The organism is Metabacillus herbersteinensis (genome assembly GCF_042433335.1).
In the GTDB taxonomy this organism is placed as follows: domain Bacteria; phylum Bacillota; class Bacilli; order Bacillales; family Bacillaceae; genus Metabacillus; species Metabacillus herbersteinensis.
This window is the reverse complement of record NZ_JBHLVO010000015.1, coordinates 41,935-58,702: the sequence shown is the minus strand read 5'-3', so window position 1 is coordinate 58,702 and position 16,768 is coordinate 41,935. Positions and strand designations below refer to the sequence as shown.

The 16,768-nt window shown below is 36.6% G+C and carries 14 protein-coding genes and 1 pseudogene; 5 read left to right on the top strand and 10 right to left on the bottom strand.

Annotated elements, in window-relative coordinates; all coding sequences use genetic code 11:
• Positions 1–16 precede the first annotated feature (16 nt).
• A complete protein-coding gene (locus tag ACFFIX_RS16475) occupies positions 17–784 on the top strand; it encodes a VanW family protein (RefSeq protein WP_378935887.1) in 768 nt (255 codons plus the stop codon).
• On the opposite strand, the gene ACFFIX_RS16470 is transcribed toward ACFFIX_RS16475, so the two are convergent.
• From ACFFIX_RS16470 to ACFFIX_RS16455, 4 genes are all read right to left on the bottom strand, one after another.
• Positions 781–1,920, bottom strand: coding sequence for a M20 family metallopeptidase (locus ACFFIX_RS16470; RefSeq protein ID WP_378935885.1), 1,140 nt, complete (start codon positions 1,918–1,920; stop codon positions 781–783). The genes ACFFIX_RS16475 and ACFFIX_RS16470 overlap by 4 nt on opposite strands.
• A gap of 85 nt (positions 1,921–2,005) precedes the next feature.
• Complete coding sequence (locus tag ACFFIX_RS16465; RefSeq protein ID WP_378935972.1) at positions 2,006–2,194, bottom strand: STAS domain-containing protein; 189 nt, start codon at positions 2,192–2,194, stop codon at positions 2,006–2,008.
• Between the two features lie 249 nt (positions 2,195–2,443).
• Complete coding sequence (gene fabF / locus ACFFIX_RS16460; protein WP_378935883.1) at positions 2,444–3,679, bottom strand: beta-ketoacyl-ACP synthase II; 1,236 nt, start codon at positions 3,677–3,679, stop codon at positions 2,444–2,446.
• A 130-nt stretch (positions 3,680–3,809) separates the two neighbouring features.
• Complete coding sequence (locus ACFFIX_RS16455) at positions 3,810–4,754, bottom strand: beta-ketoacyl-ACP synthase III (protein ID WP_378935881.1); 945 nt, start codon at positions 4,752–4,754, stop codon at positions 3,810–3,812.
• Positions 4,755–4,932: 178 nt separating this feature from the next.
• On the opposite strand from ACFFIX_RS16455, the gene ACFFIX_RS16450 reads away from it, so the two are divergent.
• Positions 4,933–5,055: a hypothetical protein gene (locus tag ACFFIX_RS16450; protein WP_378935879.1), complete on the top strand. Its 123-nt coding sequence runs from the start codon at positions 4,933–4,935 to the stop codon at positions 5,053–5,055.
• 225 nt (positions 5,056–5,280) lie between these two features.
• Here the strand turns inward: ACFFIX_RS16450 and ACFFIX_RS16445 are convergent, their stop codons facing one another.
• On the bottom strand, positions 5,281–6,540 hold the full coding sequence (locus ACFFIX_RS16445) for a DEAD/DEAH box helicase (protein WP_378935970.1): 1,260 nt from the start codon (positions 6,538–6,540) through the stop codon (positions 5,281–5,283).
• Positions 6,541–6,773: 233 nt separating this feature from the next.
• On the opposite strand from ACFFIX_RS16445, the gene ACFFIX_RS16440 reads away from it, so the two are divergent.
• Together ACFFIX_RS16440 and ACFFIX_RS16435 are read left to right on the top strand one after the other, a co-directional pair.
• Positions 6,774–7,700: a bifunctional helix-turn-helix transcriptional regulator/GNAT family N-acetyltransferase gene (locus tag ACFFIX_RS16440; protein WP_378935877.1), complete on the top strand. Its 927-nt coding sequence runs from the start codon at positions 6,774–6,776 to the stop codon at positions 7,698–7,700.
• Between the two features lie 20 nt (positions 7,701–7,720).
• Positions 7,721–7,825 (top strand): annotated as a pseudogene (locus ACFFIX_RS16435) (acyl-CoA dehydrogenase family protein); the annotation flags it as partial.
• A 190-nt stretch (positions 7,826–8,015) separates the two neighbouring features.
• Here the strand turns inward: ACFFIX_RS16435 and ACFFIX_RS16430 are convergent.
• Together ACFFIX_RS16430 and ACFFIX_RS16425 are read right to left on the bottom strand one after the other, a co-directional pair.
• On the bottom strand, positions 8,016–9,575 hold the full coding sequence (locus ACFFIX_RS16430) for a fatty acid--CoA ligase (RefSeq protein WP_378935875.1): 1,560 nt from the start codon (positions 9,573–9,575) through the stop codon (positions 8,016–8,018).
• A gap of 162 nt (positions 9,576–9,737) precedes the next feature.
• Positions 9,738–9,947 (bottom strand): hypothetical protein, encoded by a 210-nt coding sequence (locus ACFFIX_RS16425; protein WP_378935873.1) that lies wholly within the window; start codon positions 9,945–9,947, stop codon positions 9,738–9,740.
• 161 nt (positions 9,948–10,108) lie between these two features.
• On the opposite strand from ACFFIX_RS16425, the gene ACFFIX_RS16420 reads away from it, so the two are divergent.
• Complete coding sequence (locus tag ACFFIX_RS16420) at positions 10,109–10,516, top strand: (deoxy)nucleoside triphosphate pyrophosphohydrolase (RefSeq protein ID WP_378935871.1); 408 nt, start codon at positions 10,109–10,111, stop codon at positions 10,514–10,516.
• A gap of 19 nt (positions 10,517–10,535) precedes the next feature.
• Here the strand turns inward: ACFFIX_RS16420 and ACFFIX_RS16415 are convergent, their stop codons facing one another.
• The 3 genes from ACFFIX_RS16415 to ACFFIX_RS16405 form a co-directional block, all read right to left on the bottom strand.
• On the bottom strand, positions 10,536–13,688 hold the full coding sequence (locus ACFFIX_RS16415) for a DUF3427 domain-containing protein (RefSeq protein ID WP_378935869.1): 3,153 nt from the start codon (positions 13,686–13,688) through the stop codon (positions 10,536–10,538).
• Between the two features lie 207 nt (positions 13,689–13,895).
• Positions 13,896–15,449: a BCCT family transporter gene (locus tag ACFFIX_RS16410; RefSeq protein WP_378935868.1), complete on the bottom strand. Its 1,554-nt coding sequence runs from the start codon at positions 15,447–15,449 to the stop codon at positions 13,896–13,898.
• A 101-nt stretch (positions 15,450–15,550) separates the two neighbouring features.
• Positions 15,551–16,744, bottom strand: coding sequence for an iron-containing alcohol dehydrogenase (locus tag ACFFIX_RS16405; RefSeq protein WP_378935866.1), 1,194 nt, complete (start codon positions 16,742–16,744; stop codon positions 15,551–15,553).
• Positions 16,745–16,768 lie beyond the last annotated feature (24 nt).

Here is a 16,768-nt window from a genome sequence, read left to right as displayed (position 1 = left end):
GGAGGTGGGATTTCACATGAAAATTATCTTAGCTATAATGTTAATGGTTTTTCACACAAGTGATCTATACGAGTACTTAACCCTTAACTATAAAGGAGAAACCATTGACACTGTAGAGCGTTCTGAATTTAGCCTGCCACCATTTGAAGACTCGATGATTGACCCGTTAAAATACGAACAGTACAAGCAATCCATAGAAAAGAAAGTATATAAAAGGCCAGTTAATGCAACTCTTGATAAGTATGGAAATTTGGTGAATGAACGAACGGGGTATAGACTTGATCACAAAGAGTTTACTAAGAGTTTTTATACGTATTTTTACAATAAAGGATCAGCTACATTAGAAATTCCGGTTCAAACCCTTTATGCAAAAGTAGATAGTGAGCTCCTCGATTCAATTCGTTCAAAAATGATTAGTCACTATGTTACATACTTTTTGAAAGGAGAATTAAGTGAAGGTGTTGGAGGCGGAATTTGCCAAGTTTCCTCCACCCTCTTTAATGCCGTAGACCGTGCTGGGGTAAAAATTATTGAACGTTATTCACATAGCAGACGAGTCCCATATGTTCCTCCAAACCGGGATGCTACTGTAAGCTGGTACGGTCCTGATTTTACTTTTTCAAATCATCACAATATGCCATTATTGATCCGTGCTACTGTAATTGGCGGACAACTTCATATTATGATCTTCTCTTCTGAGGATATTGACTTTAATCGCGGGAAAGTGCCAAGTTCGTCTAACATATTGCCAAGAGAAGTTCATACGAGAAAAATCGAAGGTTAACGTTTCGTTGATAATCGTTCAATAATCGTTGCTAAAAGGAGAGAACGTTCAACTAATGTATAGATCTCTAAATATTCTTTTTCACTATGAGCATTTCCACCTACTGGGCCAAGACCATCTATTGTAGCTACTCCAAGTGTTGAAGTAAATGAGGCATCTGAGCCGCCACCAGTTGCTGTATCTTCAATTTCTACACCAATTTCATCACCAACATCTTGAATAATTCGTAACAATGCACGTGTTTTTTTATTTTTTTCCATGGGTGGACGGTTCATTTCACCTTCCAGGGAAACAGTGGTGCCTGAAACACCAGTTGAAGAACAAATTTCTTCTAACTTTTCTTCCAGTCTTTCCGCTTGATCAATCGCAATCATTCTAATATCAACCTGAGCTTCAGCATGATCCGAAACGGTGTTAGCACTTGAACCACCTTCTATCATACCAACATTTACACTGATTCCTTTTTCATGATCTGATAATTCGTATAACTGAATGATTTTATGTGCTAGTTCTTCAATAGCACTTCTTCCTTTTTCAGGTTCGATCCCAGAATGAGCTGCCTTTCCTTCGACAATCAATGTATAATTCCCTTTTCCTCTTCTCGAAGAAACAAGAGAGCCATCTTTTCTAGCAGGCTCCATAACGAGAGCGTATTTCTTCCCTATTGCTTCACGTTCAATAACAGCACGTGAGCTTGGCGAACCAACTTCCTCATCACTATTGATCACAATACGGATATTTTTAAAGCCTAAGTAACCTTCGTGGATGAGTGCTTTAATTGCATACAATAATGATATTTGACTTGCTTTCATATCAATAACACCAGGACCATATGCACGATTGCCTTCAATATGAAACGGTCGATCTTTTGACGTGCCCTCAGCAAAAACAGTGTCCATATGTGCCAAGATAATTATTTTCGGATCAATAGCATCCTTATGCTGAATAATAAGATGGTTTCCAAATTCCTCTTGTTCGATAACCTTTACATTAAATCCTAAATTTTCGTAACTCTCTGTTAATAATGTTCCTATTTTATCTACACCTTGCTTAAAATAAGATCCACTATCAATGTTCACTAGCTTTTCGATCCATTTTAGCATCTCAATTTGATGCTTTTGTAAAAATAATTCCATGAAGCTCTTTCCTACTCTCTTACAAATAAATGTTGTATTTAACTTTTACCTTATTAGGTAGTGTTAGAATTGTTCCTATTTTACATCAAAACCCAATTTCCATTAACGCCTGCTTGAGACTACCTAACATTCTAATCTCTTTAAAATCAATTCCTAAACTTACCACGGTCTGAGCAATATCTGGACGTAACCCAGTAAAGGTTGATCGAACTCCGATTAGCTGAAGTGCTCTTACTACTTGAAAGAGTTCTTGCGCAACCATCGTATCCACTATTGGAACACCGGATTAATCAATGATTAATTCAGAGTTTTTGAGATCTGCACATCTTTGGAGAGAGGTTTCCATTAATCCTCCTAGTTATGTTTCAACTCTATCAACTCACTAAAACAATTTTAGCGTTTTTATGGAATAATAGATAGGGCGATAAATTAATACTTGAACGAAGGAAATATAAGTGTGATAAATTTTAAAAAGCATGTAAAATTTCTTTCAATTTTACATGCTTTAGTCATAATTAATCCCTTACATCTTTTTGAATATCAATGTTACATTATGTCCTCCAAAGCCTAATGAGTTAGACAATGCAACCTCGACATTTGCCTTCTTTGCATGGTTCGGAACATAATCCAAATCAAGTTCTTCATCAGGTGTGTCATAATTAATCGTAGGTGGGATGATGCCTTCTTTTATTGCCAATAGAGAAAATATGGCTTCAATCGCTCCAGCTGCGCCTAGTAAGTGCCCTGTCATTGATTTCGTAGAACTTACAGATAATTGATAAGAATGTTTCCCAAAGACTTCTTTTATTGCCTGTGTTTCGTACAGATCATTGTAAAAAGTACTTGTGCCGTGAGCATTAATGTAGTCTACTTGTTCAGGAGAAATTCCTGCATCATTTAAAGCTAGTTTCATTGCCCGTTGACCGCCTTCTCCATTTGGAGCAGGTGTTGTGATATGATAAGCGTCACCAGTTGCTCCGTATCCTACGAGTTCTCCATAGATCTTTGCACCCCTGGCCAGAGCGTGGTCTAATTCTTCTAATATCACTATCCCTGAACCTTCTGCTATAACAAACCCGTCTCGATTCTTATCAAAAGGTCGACTTGCTGTTTTAGGATCAGGATTCGTAGATAGTGCTGTCATATTTGAAAAACCTGCAACTGTCATTTCAGTAATCGCAGCCTCAGCTCCACCAGCAATCATCATATCTGCTATTCCATTTTGAATGACTCGGTATGCATCACCAATTGAATTGGCTCCTGAAGCACATGCTGTCACAGAGCAATTATTCATCGCCTTCGCGCCAAGTTCTATTGAAACACGACCTGAAGCCATATCTGGAATGAGCATCGGAATAATAAAAGGACTAACTCGTTTAGGTCCTTTTTCTAAAAATCGTTTATGTTGTTCTTCAAAAGCATCCAATCCACCAATGCCCGATCCAATCCAGACACCAAGACGTTCAGCCTCAACATCTTCACCAACCTTAACTCCAGCATCCTTGATCGCCATCTTACTGGTAGCAATCGCCAACTGTGCAAAACGAGCCATCCTTCTTGCTTCCTTACCATCCATAAATTCCTCTGGAGAGAAATCTTTAACTTCTCCAGCTACTTTTACATTAAATTTCTCAGGGTCAATTCTACTCAATGGGGCAATGCCTGATACGCCATTCTTAATATTTTCCCAGGTTGTAAAAGCATCGTTTCCTACTGGAGTAACTGCCCCAACCCCTGTAATAACAACTCTTTTTTTCATATTGTCTTCCCCCATCCTACTTTTTTTGACTATCAGAAATTATTTATAGAAACACTTAGATAATGAGGTTAACAAGTTGTTGTTGTATAGTGCCCTCGGACCTAAGGTCATAAGCCTTGCACTTTTCTAACTATTTCCCCCATCGCATACAAACAGATCCCCAAGTTAACCCACCACCAAATCCAACCATGACAATAACATCGTCGTCTTTAATTAATCCATTTTGGAGTTCATTAAAGAGAGCTAGCGGAATGGAAGCTGCAGATGTGTTTCCGTGTTTTTTTATGGTAGTAGAAACGTTTTCTTTTTCAAGTCCAAGCTTTTCTCTAGCAGAATCGATAATGCGAATGTTTGCTTGATGTGGAATAAGAAAATCGACATCTTCTTTCCCCAGACCAGCTTTTTCGATTACATTTAAACTAGATTCAGACATTTGGCGCACTGCAAATTTAAACACTTCTCGGCCGTTCATGGCCACTTTATTTGTTTTTTTATCTACGTATAATTGTTTTCCCCCAGTACCGTCAGAGCCTAATTCAGAGGACAAAAAACCTCTATTCTGAGAAACCTCACCGAGTATCACAGCCCCTGCTCCATCTCCGAACAGTACACCTGTATTTCGATCTGATAAATCGGTTATTTTCGAAAACTTTTCAGATCCGATTACAAGAACATTTTTGTATGTTTTATTTTCAATAAATTGTTTAGCCGTAACCAAAGCAAAGATAAAACCCGAGCATGCGGCACTTACATCCATCGCTGGTATCTGGTTTACTTCTAGAGCTTCTTGCACAATGCATGCAACCGATGGAAAAGCATAGTCCGGGGTTGCGGTTGCAACGACGATCATATCTATATCGGAGGCATTTAGAGACGCATTTAGCAAAGCATGTTTCGCAGCAATAATTGCCATATCAGACGTGTCCATGTTATCGTCAGCAAACCTGCGTTCTTCAATCCCAGTTCTTGTCCGAATCCATTCGTCAGAAGTATCTAATTGTTTTTCAAAATCAACGTTAGTCACAATCTTTTCTGGAACATAAGCCCCAACACCGATGATTCCAACACATTTCATTTAATCACCCTTACCCCTATAAAAGTTATGACCAGATCATAATATCTACTATAACATTAACTATTCTACAATAAATACATACGAATTAAAAGGGCAGAAACAGGAAAGTGAAAGAGTTTTCATTTAAAATGCAGACTTGAGCATACTAATTTTGATGAGAAAGAAGGGAGGACTGAAAATGACAAACAAAAACGATAACCGCGAACGCAAAAACAAATACCCAAATAACAAAAAACAAGATGCAGAGATATCAAAGGAAATTAATATTAGAAGTGAAATAACGAAGAAAGATATGGGATAAAAAAAGCGCAAGCGCCTTGTTCAGCCCCGACAAGCATAAGGCGATTCTAAATAGAAGGCGTTCTTTGCCTTCAATTTAGAATTGACTTATGACCTCGAGGGGCTAGGCGCTGGAGCTGGATTCAGAAACGCGTACTTATTCTTAAATTCTATACTTTTTTTTATTAAAATAAGATGAGAGAAGGTGCATGGGTACCTTCTCTCTTCATCAATATTGCATTTAGCTTTATCTAGTTCTTCTACCTTGAGAGTTAGGCGTTTTCTTTTCTTTACCGTCATTTGCTCTTCCCCTAGGAGAATCGAAACCTCGACGTGATTTCTTAATCTGTTGTTTTCGTTCTTCTTCATAATCTTCTTTGTCTGGAACACTTACCCCTTTAATTACTTGCTTCTCTAACGTTTGATTAATCCCTTTTTCAATCATCTTTAGGTGTTCGATGTCTCTTGGTGCGACCAATGTGTAAGCGACACCTTCACCACCAGCACGACCTGTTCTTCCAATTCGGTGCAGATAGCTTTCAACATCTTCAGGAATGTCATAGTTAAACACATGGGTTACACCTTCTACATCTAGTCCTCTGGCTGCCACATCTGTTGCAACTAAAAATTGGCTTTTTGCTTCTCGAAAACGTTTCATCGCTCGCTCACGTTTTGCTTGTGACAAATCACCGTGTAGCTCGTCCGAATCATAGCCACTTGTAATGAGGGCTTCTTGAAGCTTTTTGGCACGAATTTTGGTGCGGCAGAAAATGATTGCCAAGTAAGGGCGATGTTCTTTAAGCAAATGCAAAAGTGTCTCTTGTTTTCGACGATCAGTTGTTTCAATTGCAATTTGTTTGATTTCTTCCAGTGTTACTTTTTTTGTTTTTATTGAAATATTTTCTGGAACATTCATATATTTTTTTGCTAGAGAAATGATTTCGCTAGGCATTGTCGCAGAAAACAGCATCGTTTGACGTGAAGAACTTGTTTCATAAATAATCGTTTCTACCTCTGGAAGAAAGCCCATATGTAGCATTTGATCGGCTTCATCAAGTACAAACATGGTAACAGTTGAAAGGTCGATTGTATCTCGTCGAATGTGATCTATTAAACGACCTGGAGTCGCTACAACGATATGCTGAGCACCTTTTAGCTTTTTTAACTGATGTGTTACATCCTGACCACCATAAACTGCTAAAACATTTAGATCTTCTAGATTCTCGATCAATTTTTTAATTTCTTTTGTAATTTGTTGAGCCAGTTCACGAGTCGGAGTTAAAATTAAAGCTTGAACATCTGGTTTACTACTATCAATTTTCTCAAGAATTGGAAGCACAAAAGCAAAAGTCTTCCCTGTCCCTGTCTGTGCTTGCGCAATTACATCTTTTCCTTCAAGTATCGAAGGAATCGTTTTTTCTTGTATAGGAGTGGGTGTAACTAATCCCAATGATTTTAAAGTATGATAAATTTCTTTTCGTATTCCAAGTTGTAAAAAGTCAGGCAATGCCATCACGTCTCTTTTCTTAAAAATATCTCTGTATTTTGTCTATACAAAGGCTTTTTAACTATAGCATAATGATGGGTGATTTACGAAATAACGCTTAAATTGATTCAAAACCCAATCTATTTTCCAATCAAGCAATTCTTTAAGATAACCGATCCTCATTAAAGAAGTTGATTCAGTCAACTATTTTCCTTATAATATGAATATTATGAATTTTAAGGAGGATCACCGGTATGGAGTCAATTCAAAATGTAGAAAACATCAGGAAATTCAACAGGTATTATTCAAATGTTCTAGGTAAAATCGATCAAGAAATCTACAATCAACCTTTTCCTTTTACGGAAGCACGCGTAATAACTGAAATCAATTTAAGAAATGGTTGTACAGCGACGGAAGTTAGAGAAACTCTCGGAATTGACCGTGGGTATATGAGCCGAATTGTCCAAAAATTCGAGGAAGAAAAAATCATTTTTAAACATCAATCTTCTGACGATAAACGTCAGTATTTACTCTATCTAACGGATTATGGTAAAGAAATTTTTAATAATTTGGTTGAAAATGCAAATCGTGAAGTAGGTAAAATGATTCAATCCTTATCGAAACGTGATCTGTCCAGGCTTATAACATCCATGGAAACAATCGAATCCATCTTTTCAAAAGAAAATTCTTTCCAGTCAGAAGTATCCATTCGTTCTTTTCAACCCGGAGATGTTGGTTACGTTGCTCATCTTCATGGTAGGTTTTACGAAAAAACATATGGTTTTGGCCAAATGTTTGAATATTACGTAATGAAGGGCTTGACAGAATTTATGATCAATAGCGATGGAGGAGATCTTTGGGTTGCTGAAGTGAATGGTGAAATCGTTGGTTCAATTGCGATAACTGGGTCCAATGATAAAGTAGCTCAGTTAAGGTGGTTTGTATTAGATGGAAGCTATCATGGAATGGGAATCGGGAAAAAACTCATGGAAACTGCCCTCAGTTTCTGTAGAGAACAACGCTACCAGCATGTTTTCTTGTGGACAGTGAGCATACTAGAGGCTGCTCGCTATCTTTATCAAAAATACAATTTCACACTAACTGAAGAGAAACCCAATGACGAATGGATTGAAACCACATTGATCGAAGAAAGATGGGATTTAAATCTTGCTGATGAATAGCATACAGTTTAAAAGTAGAAATCCCTGTTGAAAGGTTATTCCGTGATGCAAAGGTCACATAAATTTATGAAGGTACAAATGAAATTCAAAGAATCGTAATTCCAAAACATCTTTTGAGCACATAGAAAAGAAATATAAATTAAAACTTCATCCTATTAACGATAATTGTGATCCTATTCGGTTATATGGCGCGCTTATTGAACATCAAAAGCCTAATTCCTCGCCTTAAACGCGAATAAATTAGGCTTTATATCTTTCCATTTCCTTAGAGTAGTAAATCCGCATTTTCTTGAAGCTACCCCTATTTACTCTAAATTAATTAATAGTCTCACTAGCTAATCCTTCACGTAATAAAAACTTTTGAATTTTCCCACTCGCATTTCGCGGTAATTCCTCTACAAATACATACCTTCTCGGACGTTTATAGGGAGCGAGCCTTTCAGAATTTTTACAGAAGTATTCTAGTTCATCTGCGGTTAGATTTTGATTCTTTCTTACAACGATTGCGATGACTTTTTCACCCCAAAATTCATCAGGCTCGCCTAGGACCGCTACATCTAGGATTCCTTCATGTTCATATAACACGTCCTCTACTTCCCGTGGATAGACATTTTCCCCACCACTAATAACCATATCATCGACCCGATCTGCAACAAATAAATAACCATCTTCATCTAAATAGCCAAGATCACCCGAGTGATACCACCCTTTATACATCGCTTCCTCACTTGCCTTTTCCCTGTTATAATAACCCACCATCATACATGGACCTTTGACGATAATTTCACCGACTTCACCAGCTGGCAAAAGATCCTCTGGCTCAGACGGTCCACTCTCATTTGGTCTAACAACTCTGATTTCATGATTAAAACAAGCTTTACCAGCTGATCCTGCTTTTGAAAGCTGTTCATCTTTGCCTAAAAACGTAATCGCAGGACCCATTTCCGTCATGCCATACGCTTGGACGAGGTCAATTCCCAATTGTTCCTTGCAAGCATTTACTAAAGCAGGTGCCATCGGAGCAGCACCATATAGTCCTAATCGTAAAGATGATAAATCATAGAGTTGTATATCTTCTTGTAGAATCATATTCCACATCGTTGGTGCTGCAAACAATAACGAGACCTTTTCTTCCTTCACCGTATTTAATACCACTTTCGGATCAAAGTGATGGATAATTATATTTGTTGCACCTGCATGAACGCGTGGTAAAAAGCAACAATGGAGCTCAGCACAATGGAACATTGGAGCAGTAACAAGACCTATATCATCAGGTGTAACACTCAACGCACTCTTGCAAATTAAGCTTTGTTCAACCATATTACTGTGACGATGCATAACCCCTTTTGGTCGCCCTGTCGTTCCACTTGTATACATAATTGCGTAGATATCATTTTCTGAGACTTCAATAGTTGGAGGTGTAGATTCTGCTGCCTTCACTCGATCATGATAATATGCAGCATAAGAAGGTGTAGATACATCGATGTACCAGAAAGAAATAGAAGGAAATTGCTCATGTACTTTGGTTATTTGAGGCTCTAATGCTTGTTCAAATAAAACAATTTTCGGTTTTGCATCATTTAAAATATAAGACACTTCATCCGCTCTTAAACGAAAATTAATCGGATTAATAATCGCTCCAATCTTTGCAGCGGCAAAATAAACGGTTCCTAATTCATATGAATTAAAAAGAAAGGTTGAGACGCGATCTCCTTTTCGTACACCTGAACCTATTAAAGCATTTGCTAATTTATTAACTTCCTTATCCCACTGTTCATAAGTCCAACGAATCCCTCTTGAGCGATCTACAAGTGCTTCTTTGTTAGGGTACTTATTGACTGTTTGCTCAAACAACAAACCAAGTGTTAAGTTCATTTACATTCCTCCCACTAGAACGTGTGTAATTCTTTAATAAAAATAAACTCTATGTAACTTAATATAGTATTTCAACAAAAGTCAGAAAATTCCTTCTATTGATTATTAAATAAAAAAAACCGCTACAGATTCAGGAGAACCCGCGCGGTATCTTCGGTGTAATTAACCACCCATTTTTCGTCTTGTTGTGCTAGCTTTTTTCGCTTGTTGACTTTTCATACGTTGGTTAGAACCTAAGCCCTTATTGTTTTGTTGCCCACTAGCTTGTGCTTGCTTCTTTTTTTCTAGCTGCTGCTTCATAAGCTCCTGCAAACTAACCTTCTTTTTTTCAGGTTGTTCTGTGTTTTGGTCGTTGTTTTCTATGTTAGACATATCGTCTCTCCTTTGTTGAACAAGATCATAATATTTTAGTGCTGTTATTTTATTATAGTACAAAGAAAGAAATAAAACACTTTTATAAGTGAAGGTTGATACTATTATAATGCAAAATGGTACTATTAATTAATATTGAAATAAATCGAAGGAGGTAAACTTTGAAGAAAACAATTAAAGTAGTCGCAGCCATTATTGAGAATGAACAAAATGAAATCTTATGTGCGCTTAGATCTCTTAGTATGACACTACCAAATATGTGGGAGTTTCCAGGTGGTAAAGTCGAGAAAAATGAAGACATTTATTCAGCTTTAGAAAGAGAAATACATGAAGAACTAGATATTAAAATTGAAACAAAGAATTTATACCATGATAATACCCATGAGTATGATTCTTTTATTGTTAACCTAATATGTATTAAGTGTGGTATAACTGCGGGTACTCCGGTCGCTAGCGAGCATTCAAAACTTATCTGGCTAAACATAGAAAATCTAGATTCTTTAAAGTGGGCTCCTGCTGATATTCCAGCTGTAGAACAGTTAATAAATGAAAATAGTCTTCTCATATAAAAGAAGACTATATTTTTCACTAAAGTATATTTTTATTTGCCCTAGGAACTAAGTAAGGCGGGATCTCTTCATGTAGACTCCATACGAAGCTTACTGGTTTGCTTCCTGAGTGTTTAATATAGTCAACTAATCCTAAAAATATGAATGACGACGTTAAGCCCTGTTCTCTCTTATACTCTCTAACGAAGAGAGCAAGTTTATGTCCTTTTTTCTTATGTGTCATGTAACGATTAGCTATATCACTTCCTTCTGCAACTCTTGACTGAGTTTGCCAGTGGAAAAGAGTTTCATTGATAGCATAATCATCGTAAAGTGTGGAAGGTGAAAAATCTTTTTCAGATTTATTTAAAGTAGTGAAGAAGATATCTAACTTTTTATCTTTAAAGTGTTTTACCCCTTCTCTAAAAGATGGACTCTCTGATGCATTAAAGTACCCAAGGGCAGCCAGCACTTGTGCTGTTGAATACCTACTATGAACCTGTAACGGACAAGGAAAATTGAATTCATTGTCAATTTCCATCGTCTCTAAAGAGTTATATTGGAAGTTAAGGATTTCTAGTATTTCTTGCTTAAACTCTTCAACGAAGATAATCTGGTTTAAACCTTCTTCCATTGAAGCAAATCCCTCTTTTTCTGGGTGATTTTGATAAAAAGAATAATATAACATCGCTAACATAAGCTTTTCTTCTTCTGTTCTAACTGTACACTCTTTTATATACTGCATAAAAAACTCTAGAAGTTTTCTTGAATTTATATGAAAGAGATTTGGCAAACGACTTGTGATGTATTTTTCATTTATGCAACTAAAATTATCCTTCGCTTCAGCAAAAACCATAAATCGCGCAAAGCTTCGATCTTTACTTTTCCCATAAAAGTCATAAAGGGTCAAATGATAATACCTTAAAAAATTAATCAATGTTAATTCAAAGCCAGTATCATGGTGGAAGTACTTCATCTTTGAGATTAAATTGCCTTTCGTATTTGCACTTGATTTAATATTTCTAAGAATATATTCTTTTGCCTGTTTCTCTAATTGGATAAAGCATCCTTTGGGCAAGTTAAAGAATCCGTTCTCTACATAATGCTCAATTGAGTATTTAGTTTTTCCTAAAATAGCCCTGAACTTCTCTTCAAAATTATAATTATGGTGAGCTTGTCCCACAAAATCTAAAACTGTTAAACAGTCTTTTCCCTCTGAAAGACGTAGCCCTCTACCAAGCTGTTGGAGGAAAATAGTTAAACTCTCAGTCGGTCTCAAAAATATGACCGTATTAACTTCTGGAATGTCAATTCCTTCATTGTATAAATCTACAACAAAAATGAATTTGATTTCTCCACTCACTAGTTTATATTTTGCTTCGTTTCTTACAGTATTACTAACATTTCCGTATAGGGAAATCGAGGGTATACCACTGTTGTTAAAATAATTGGCCATATATTTAGCATGCTCTACAGAAACACAAAACCCGAGACCCTTTACATCGTTTATAGAAGTTACATACTTATTAATGCTTTTAATGATTTGATTACTTCTCAGATGATTTGAAGTATATACATTTTCTAATTCTTTAATATTGTACCCTTTGCGACTCCACTTCAGTTTAGAAAGATCTACCGAATCACTTACGCAAAAATACTGAAATGGTGAAAGAAGCTTTTGATTAACAGCTTCGGTTAGCCTAATTTCAGCTGCAATCGTATCATCGAAGTAAGATAATATATCTTTTCCATCCATACGTTCAGGCGTTGCTGTTAAACCAAGTAATACTTTAGGTTGGTAGTGTAGAAGAAGCTTTTGATAAGATTCTGCCGCAGCATGATGAAATTCATCTACAATAATGAAATCGTAATAATCACTCATTGTGGTTTCATACATCTTATTGCTGTTAAAGCTTTGAATACTAACAAATAAATACTCTATAGAGGATGGAAGATGATTACCAACAAGTAGGTCACCAAAGTTTGCGTCTTTTAATATCGCACGGAATGTATCTCTACTTTGCTTCAATATCTCTTCCCTATGAGCAACAAAAAGCATTCTAGCTTGGTTTATATTTTTAGCTTTAAATTGTTTATAATCAAAAGCAGATATAACCGTCTTCCCTACCCCAGTTGCAGCGACTACCAAATTTTTATTTCTATTGAACACTTCTCTCTCCACTTGAAGCTTCTCTAGAATTTCTTTTTGGTAGTGAAAGGGTCTGATATCAAAAGTAAAGTGAAAATTATTTTCTTCTTTTTGTTTATTTTTAGACAATGCTAGTCTAAGAAATTCTTGATCTTGTTGATTTTTATTATTAAAACACTTAAACTCTCTATCATTCCAATAGCTCTCAAATGTTGCTTCAAATTTCTTAAGAATGTCGAAGGAATCTTTTTCTGTAACTTTAATGTTCCATTCAAGACCTGATGTCAGGGCTGGATTTGAAAGGTTAGATGATCCAATATATGCCGTACTAAATCCAGTCTCACGTTTAAAAAGATATGCTTTAGCATGAAGTCTTGTTCTTTCTACATCATAAGAGACTTTTATTTCAGTATTGGACAACTTACTTAACTCTACAATTGCTTTATAATCGGTTGCTTCCATGTAAGATGTGGTAATTACACGTAAACCCCCACCTTTTTCTGTAAAGGTTTGTAGTTCTTCAATGATACATCTTAGACCACTCCATTTAATAAAGGAAACAAGCATGTCAATAGAATCCGAAGTTAAAATTTCCTTCTTTAATTCACCTAACATGTTCGGTTCATAGTTTGAACCAGTAAATAACGAGCTTTGTGAAATAGGTGTAACAGGCCTAATAATTTCACCTTTTCTTATACTCTTCACTGAATTAATTCGTGAATATACAGAAGTGAGAATTTCTCCTTCTTCTCCAATATGTAAACTCTTAAAATCTTCATAATCAAGTTTTGCGCTTAATAAAGAAATAATTTCGTTACAGATCTTTATTTGCTCTACTAACGCTTCATTATCATCTTTTTCATTCTCTCTTAGAAACTTTAATGCCTTTCTAGTTATGTGGGAAATATAAGTAGATAATATTTTTCTAGCTTCTTCAACATCTAACTTTTCTTTACCGAATTCGTATCTATCAAGATCTAAGCTATTAATTTCAGTCTTTAGTTTTTGATTTATGATTTCCTCATAAATACCTTGTTTTAGCATAGTTACACCTCATGTTTTGAGACTGCTTGGTGCAATCATTCTTCTTATTATTTCAAACGATAATTAATTCTATAATAAACCTCTCTATATTTTAACATGTAATGGAAATTTTTCTCAGAAAAAAATGACATCTATGACCATTTGTTATTACCATGATTAAGAGGCTGTGATCCAAATGGATCACAGCCTCTTAATCTACTTTTATCTTCATCCTGCCTTTTGTTGATTTTCCTCATCTATTGTTTCCTCTAAAGTTTTATCATACTTCTCGGGTGATTTCGCTACTTTTATGAGAGCGACTACGATAAAGAGTCCGAGTATTACTGCTGGTACTCCACCTAGATTAGAAAGCATTTTGATTCCATCAATTTGAGCATAACTAATCATAACCCATGCAACAACGCTGATTGTCACGCCCCAAATCACTTTAATTAAAACCGCTGGCTCAGGGCTTTGTGGAGTAATCCCAGTTGAACTAATTCCTCCCATAGCTGCAAGTGTTGAGTCTGCAGCTGTGACAAATGATATAAAAACGATGAACAGATAAACTGGAATAATAAATTCTGCTAACGGTATTGTAGCTAAAACTGAATATAGTAAGGCTTCTGGTCCACTATTCGTCAAAATATCTCCTAGGTTTCCATCTTTTAATTGTAGATAAATAGATGTACCACTGAATATTGTCATCCAAATCCCACTAAACACAGCTGGCAAAACAAAGTTAACAAGTATCACTGCTCTTACTGTTTGACCATATGCAATTCTTCCTAAGAACAATGCTGTAATCGCTGCCCATGAGAACCAGTTAGCCCAATAAAATGTGGTCCACCATTGTGGCCATTGGTCCCCTCCTGCTGCACCAGTAAATAAGCTTTTATCAAAAAAATTAGTCAAATAATTACCAAAAGACTCCGTTCCTAAGTTTAACAAAAATGCAGTTGGACCAACTACAAACATAAACACGATAATGAAAAGAAATAATTTAAAGTTAATATCCGAAAGAATACGAATTCCTTTCATTAGGCCAGTCGAAGCAGAAATGATAAATGTAATCATAACAACTGCAGCAATAATACCCCAAAGTAAAGGTGAACTCTCCATCCCGGTTAGGTAATTTACTCCACCTGAAATATTTAAAATGCTTGTTCCCATTGCTGAAGCCATACCAAGTGCAAGTGTATACAAACACACAGCATCGATTGTTTTCCCTAACTTTCCATCTACCTTGTTACCAAACAAAGGGGCTAATGTCGATCCTAAACTAAAAGGTCTTTTCATATTATAGTAAGCAAATGCAAACATAAGTGCAGGAATGCAATAAATTGCATAGGGAGTAATTGTCCAGTGCAAGTACATTGTTGACATCGAAAATATAGCTGCTTGCGGGCTATTCGGCTCCAGTCCTAATGATTCCGGAGGCGTTGTTAAATGGTAAATTGGTTCAGCTATACCCCAAAATGTAATTCCTGCTGCAATTGTCGTTGTTAAGGTAATGGCAAACCAATTTCGAAACGACAACATTGGCTTAGCACTCTCTCCACCGATTCTCACCTTTCCAAGTTTAGAGAAATAGACGCCAATACAAACGACAACCATTAGTAAACCAGCTAAACTAAAAATCCAACCGAAATTTGCAATTAACCAGTTGTTTGCACCATTAGCCATCCCAGTAAATGCATCTTTGTTTGTAAAACTTAATACTGCAGCTGCAAATACGAGTAAAAATGGTGGCCAGAACACAAAATGTTTTATTGCTTTCATCTTTCTTCCCCCTTTGTTTATAGAAAGCGCTTTCACTGTAATCAAGATTTGGAAACGTATATTGAATCTGTTGCCCTCATTTTTGGGCAACTACCCTCTAATTATTTCGTCACGCCTACTTCTGAAGTAGTCAAGATTTCTTTCGCAAACATTCCTAACTCTTCTTTTGTGGCGAGGCGACAGTTATTCAAACGCATTGGTGCATTTTCTTCTGACAACATAATTTCAACGAAGCGTTCAATTTCTGTTTCTGATAAGTGATCCTCTTTTAGTGAAACGGTCAACCCACTGATTTCAACCAATCGATTAAATTCATTACAGCCTGCTAAAGCCAATTCAGTTTCGGTTAATCCTTCTTCCTTCACACCAAGGGCGCGAGCTATTTCTGCATGAATTTCTATTGCCGCTTCTACATTCCAATGATAAGTTGCTTTCAAAGCAATTGAGACTGCACGACCATGGTGGATTCGACCGAGGGTTCCGAGGGCGTGACCAATACAATGGGCAATCCCAGTTCCCCCATGTTCAATCGCCATTCCTGCAAGTGTTGCTGCAAAAGCAAGCTTTCCACGTGCCTCTAAGTCATCTGGTGTTCTCAAAGCTATTTCTAAATTTTGAGCAATTAAACGAATTGCCTGTAAACTTAACGTTTCTATAAGCAAATTTGATCTTTTTCCAGCATACGCCTCAATTGCGTGAACCAACGCATCTAGTGTTGTCGCCGCTGTTAAAAAATTGGGAAGAGCGGTCGTAAATCTCGGTTCTAGAATCGCAAGATCAGGTAACATATCGGCTGCCCAACCCCATACTTTTCTTTTCTCATCAGTTGAAAATACGACCGTACTGGTCACTTCTGCACCTGTTCCTGAGGTTGTTGGAAGCATAATCGTTTTAACTATTTTTGGAGCAAAAGGGTTTTTCATGAGTGCATAATGCATTGCTGGATGACGATCTCCTGCTACAAGTGCAGCCATTTTCGCAACATCCATTGATGATCCTCCACCCAACCCAATTACACATTTGGCATCAAATGAGCGTATTATTTCAGCTGCTTCATCGATAGAAGCAGCTGTTGGGTCACTTTGTACATTACTAAACACCCTAGTATCTATACCTTCTTTTTCTAACGCTTTTATCACAATTTCTGCTAGCCCTACGTTTATTACGCCAGGATCTGTGACCAACACAACCTTGTTTTCCCCACTTATATCCTTTACATCGCTCCCAATCATTAAGGAACGATCAATTCCAAAGGCGATACGAGTTTGTGGTATAAATTCAAAAGAATGACTCAAAATGATTCCTCCTATAGTCCATCT